The sequence below is a fragment of the Sphaerisporangium sp. TRM90804 genome, from assembly GCF_029846175.1.
Classification (GTDB): Bacteria; Actinomycetota; Actinomycetes; order Streptosporangiales; family Streptosporangiaceae; genus Sphaerisporangium.
Map to the genome: position 1 here is coordinate 1 of NZ_JARWAC010000032.1, position 4,336 is coordinate 4,336.

Sequence of the window (4,336 nt, forward strand, 5' to 3'; positions counted from 1 at the left end):
CCGCAGGCCCCGCCGGCGGAGTACCCGAGGCCACCGCCGTGTTCACCACCGAACCCGCGTCCACATCAACCTGCGTCGTCACGTACGAGCCCGTACACGTCGTCGACGCCTGCGGCACCAACGTCGTCACCGGGCACGTGATGACCGGAGGGGGCCCCGAACCCGAGAACGACGTGTCCACCGCGCCCACCCCGGTCAACGTCGTGTTACCGCTGTTCACCACCACATACGAGTAGGAGATCACCTGACCCGCCACCGACGCCGCCGACGGCGACGCCGTCTTCAACAGCGACAGGCTCGGCGCGGACACGATCGTCACCGTCGCCGTCGACGGATCCGAACTCACCGCAGGCCCCGTCGGCGGAGTACCCGACGCGACCGCCGTGTTCACGATGGACCCGGCGTCCACGTCGGCCTGCGTCGTCACATACGTGCCCGTACACGTGGTGGACGCCTGCGGCGCCAGCGTCGTCACCGGACACGTGATGACCGGAGCGGGACCCGAACCCGAGAACGACGTGTCCACCGCCCCGACCCCGGTCAACGTCGTGTTCCCGCTGTTCACGATCGAGAACGAATACGTGATCAAGCGTCCCGTCGCCGCGGCCGTGTTCGGGGACGCGGTCTTCAGCAGCGACAGGCTGGGCGCCGCCTCGATCGTCACCGTCGCCGTCGACGGGTCCGAGCTCACCGCAGGCCCCGTCGGCGGAGTACCCGACGCGACCGCCGTGTTCACGATGGACCCGGCGTCCACGTCGGCCTGCGTCACCACGTACGAGCCCGTACACGTGGTGGACGCCTGCGGCACCAGCGTCGTCACCGGACACGTGATGACCGGAGCGGGACCCGAACCCGAGAACGACGTGTCCACCGCGTCCACCCCGGTCAACGTGGTGTTGCCGGTGTTCACCACCCGGTAGGAGTAGGAGATCGTCTGACCCGCCTGCGACGCGGCCGACGGCGAGGGCGTCTTCAACAGCGACAGGCTCGGCGCGGACACGATCGTCACCGTCGCCGTAGACGGATCCGAACTCACCGCCGGCCCCGTCGGCGGAGTACCCGACGCGACCGCCGTGTTCACGATCGAACCGGCGTCCACGTCGGCCTGCGTCACCACGTACGAGCCCGTACACGTGGTGGACGCCTGCGGCACCAGCGTCGTCACCGGACACGTGATGACCGGAGCGGGACCCGAACCCGAGAACGACGTGTCCACCGCCCCGACCCCGGTCAACGTCGTGTTCCCGCTGTTCACGATCGAGAACGAATACGTGATCAAGCGTCCCGTCGCCGCGGCCGTGTTCGGGGACGCGGTCTTCAGCAGCGACAGGCTCGGCGCCGCCTCGATCGTCACCGTCGCCGTCGACGGATCCGAACTCACCGCAGGCCCCGTCGGCGGAGTACCCGACGCGACCGCCGTGTTCACGATCGAACCGGCGTCCACGTCGGCCTGCGTCGTCACATACGTGCCCGTACACGTGGTGGACGCCTGCGGCACCAACGTCGTCACCGGACACGTGACCACCGGAGCGGGACCCGAACCCGAGAACGACGTGTCCACCGCCTCGACCCCGGTCAACGTCGTGTTACCGGTGTTCACCACCAGGAACGAGTACGTGACAGTCCGCCCGGCCGCCGTCGCCGAACTCGGGGACGCGGTCTTCAGCAGTGACAGGCTGGGCGCCGCCTCGATCGTCACCGTCGCCGTCGACGGGTCTGAACTCACCGCGCCCCCGAACGGCGGCGATCCCAGGGCCACGGCCGTGTTCACCACCGAACCGGCGTCCGCGTCGGCCTGCGTGGTCACATACGTGCCGGTGCAGGTCGTGGAGTCCTGGGGGGCCAGGATCGTCACCGGGCACGTGACCACCGGCGGCGTACCGGAGCCGGAGAACGCCGTATCGCTCGCGCCGACGTCGGTCAGCGTCGTGTTGCCGGTGTTGACCACCAGGTACGAGTACGTGATCGTCCGGCCGGCCGCCGTGACCGTGGTCGGGGAGGCCGTCTTCAGGAGCGACAGGCTCGGCACCGCCTCGATGGTCACCGTCGCCGTCGACGGGTCCGAGCTCACCGCAGGCCCCGTCGGCGGGGTCCCCGACGCCACGGCCGTGTTCACGATGGACCCGGCGTCCACGTCGGCCTGCGTCGTCACATACGTGCCCGTACACGTCGTGGAGGCCTGCGGCGCCAGGTTCGTCACCGGGCACGTGACCACCGGCGGAACCGACGAGCCGGAGAACTCGATGTCGGTCGCCCCGACGTCGGTCAGCGTCGTGTTACCGGTGTTCACGACCGTGTACGAGTACGTGATCGTCCGCCCGGCCGCCACCGTCGTCGTGGGAAACACCGTCTTCAGCAGCGACAGGCTCGGGGTGGACACGATGTTCACCGTCGCCGTCGAGGGAGCGGAGCTCACCGCCGGTCCCGTCGGCGGGGTGCCCGTCGCGACCGCCGTGTTCACGATCGAACCGGCGTCCACGTCGGCCTGCGTCGTCACGTAGGTGCTAGTGCAGGTCGTGGACGCCTGGGGGGGCAACGTCGTCACCGGGCACGTCACCACCGGAGCGGGCCCCGAGCCCGAGAACGCGGTGTCGGTCGCCCCGACACCGGTCAGGGTCGTGTTACCGGTGTTGACCAGCAGGTACGAGTAGACGATCGTCCGCCCGGCCGCCGTCGTCGTGCCGGGAGACGCCGTCTTCAGCAGTGACAGGCTCGGCGCGGTCTCGATGGTCACGGTCGCCGTCGACGGATCCGAACTCACCGCGGGCCCCGTCGGCGGGGTCCCCGACGCCACGGCCGTGTTCACGATCGAACCGGCGTCCACGTCGGCCTGCGTCGTCACGTACGTGCCCGTACAGGTCGTCGACGCCTGGGGGACCAGCGTCGTCACCGGACACGAGATCACCGGCCGCGGGCCGGAACCCGAGAACGCGGTGTCCGCCGCGCCGACATCGGTCAGCGTCGTGTTACCGGTGTTCACGACCGTGTACGAGTACGTGATCGTCCGGCCGGCCGCCGTGACCGTGGTCGGGGAGGCCGTCTTCAGCAACGACAGGCTCGGCGCCGTCTCGATGGTCACCGTCGCCGTCGACGGATCCGAACTCACCGCGGGCCCCGTCGGCGGGGTCCCCGACGCCACGGCCGTGTTCACGATCGAACCGGCGTCCACGTCGGCCTGCGTCACCACGTACGTGCCCGTACAGGTCGTGGACGCCTGGGGGACCAGCGTCGTCACCGGACACGAGATCACCGGCCGCGGGCCGGAACCCGAGAACGCGGTGTCCGCCGCGCCGACATCGGTCAGCGTCGTGTTACCGGTGTTCACGACCGTGTACGAGTACGTGACCGAAGGGCCGGCCGCCGCCACCGTGCTCGGCGAGGCCGTCTTCAGCAGCGACAGGCTCGGCGCCGACACGATCGTCACGGTCGCCGTCGACGGATCCGAGTTCACCGCCGGCCCCGACGGTGGAGTGCCCCTCGCGACCGCCGTGTTGACGATCGAACCGGCGTCCACGTCGGCCTGCGTCGTCACATACGTACCCGTACAGGTCGTCGACGCCTGGGGAGCCAGCGTCGTGACCGGGCATGTGATCACCGGATCGGGCCCCGAACCGGAGAACGCGGTGTCCGTCACGCCGACACTGTTCAGCGTCGCGGTACCGGTGTTCACGACGGCGAAGGAGTACGTGATCACTCGGCCGACCGCCACCACCGTGCTCGGCGAGGCCGTCTTGAGCAACGAGATGTCCGTGGCCGGCGATCCGGTGACCGTCGTCGACGACGGGGCGGAGCTCACCGGCGGTCCCGTGGGCGGAGTGCCCGTCGCGACCGCCGTGTTCGTGACCGACCCGGTGTCCACGTCGACCTGGGTCACCACATACGTGCCCGTACAGGTCGTGGAAGCCTGGGGGAGCAGCGTCGTCACCGGACACGTGATCACCGGTGGCGTCCCCGTTCCGGTGAACGCCGTGTCCGCCGCGCCGACGTTGGTCAGCGTCGTGTTGCCCGTGTTCACCACCAGGAACGAGTACGTGATCACTCGGCCGGCGGCCGTCACCACGCCGGGGGACGCCGTCTTCAGCAACGACAGGCTCGGCGCGGTCTCGATGGTCACCGTCGCCGTCGACGGATCCGAACTCACGGCGGGACCCGTGGGTGGAGTGCCCGAGGCGACCGCCGTGTTCACGATCGAACCCGCGTCCACATCGGCCTGCGTCGTCACATACGTGCCCGTACACGTCGTCGACGCCTGCGGCACCAACGTCGTCACCGGACACGAGATCACCGGAGCGGGCCCCGAACCCGAGAACACCGTGTCCACCACACCGACCCCGGT

General features: G+C 69.7%; 5 protein-coding genes. All 5 read left to right on the plus strand.

The features are described from left to right. The coding region (locus PYR91_RS33205) for a hypothetical protein (protein ID WP_279786427.1) at nucleotides 1-236 on the plus strand (236 nt) is incomplete at its 5' end. 156 nt (nucleotides 237-392) lie between these two features. After that, nucleotides 393-920 (plus strand): hypothetical protein, encoded by a 528-nt coding sequence (locus PYR91_RS33210; RefSeq protein WP_279786429.1) that lies wholly within the window; start codon nucleotides 393-395, stop codon nucleotides 918-920. A gap of 153 nt (nucleotides 921-1,073) precedes the next feature. Then, the gene (locus PYR91_RS33215) at nucleotides 1,074-2,501 is read left to right on the plus strand and encodes a hypothetical protein (protein ID WP_279786430.1); all 1,428 of its coding nucleotides are present in this window, start codon (nucleotides 1,074-1,076) and stop codon (nucleotides 2,499-2,501) included. Next, nucleotides 2,502-2,651 carry a hypothetical protein gene (locus tag PYR91_RS33220; protein ID WP_279786432.1) on the plus strand — a complete coding sequence of 50 codons (150 nt, stop codon included), beginning with the start codon at nucleotides 2,502-2,504 and terminating at the stop codon, nucleotides 2,649-2,651. Nucleotides 2,652-2,678: 27 nt separating this feature from the next. Beyond that, on the plus strand, nucleotides 2,679-4,336 hold a 1,658-nt coding region (locus PYR91_RS33225; protein ID WP_279786434.1), incomplete at its 3' end, for a hypothetical protein.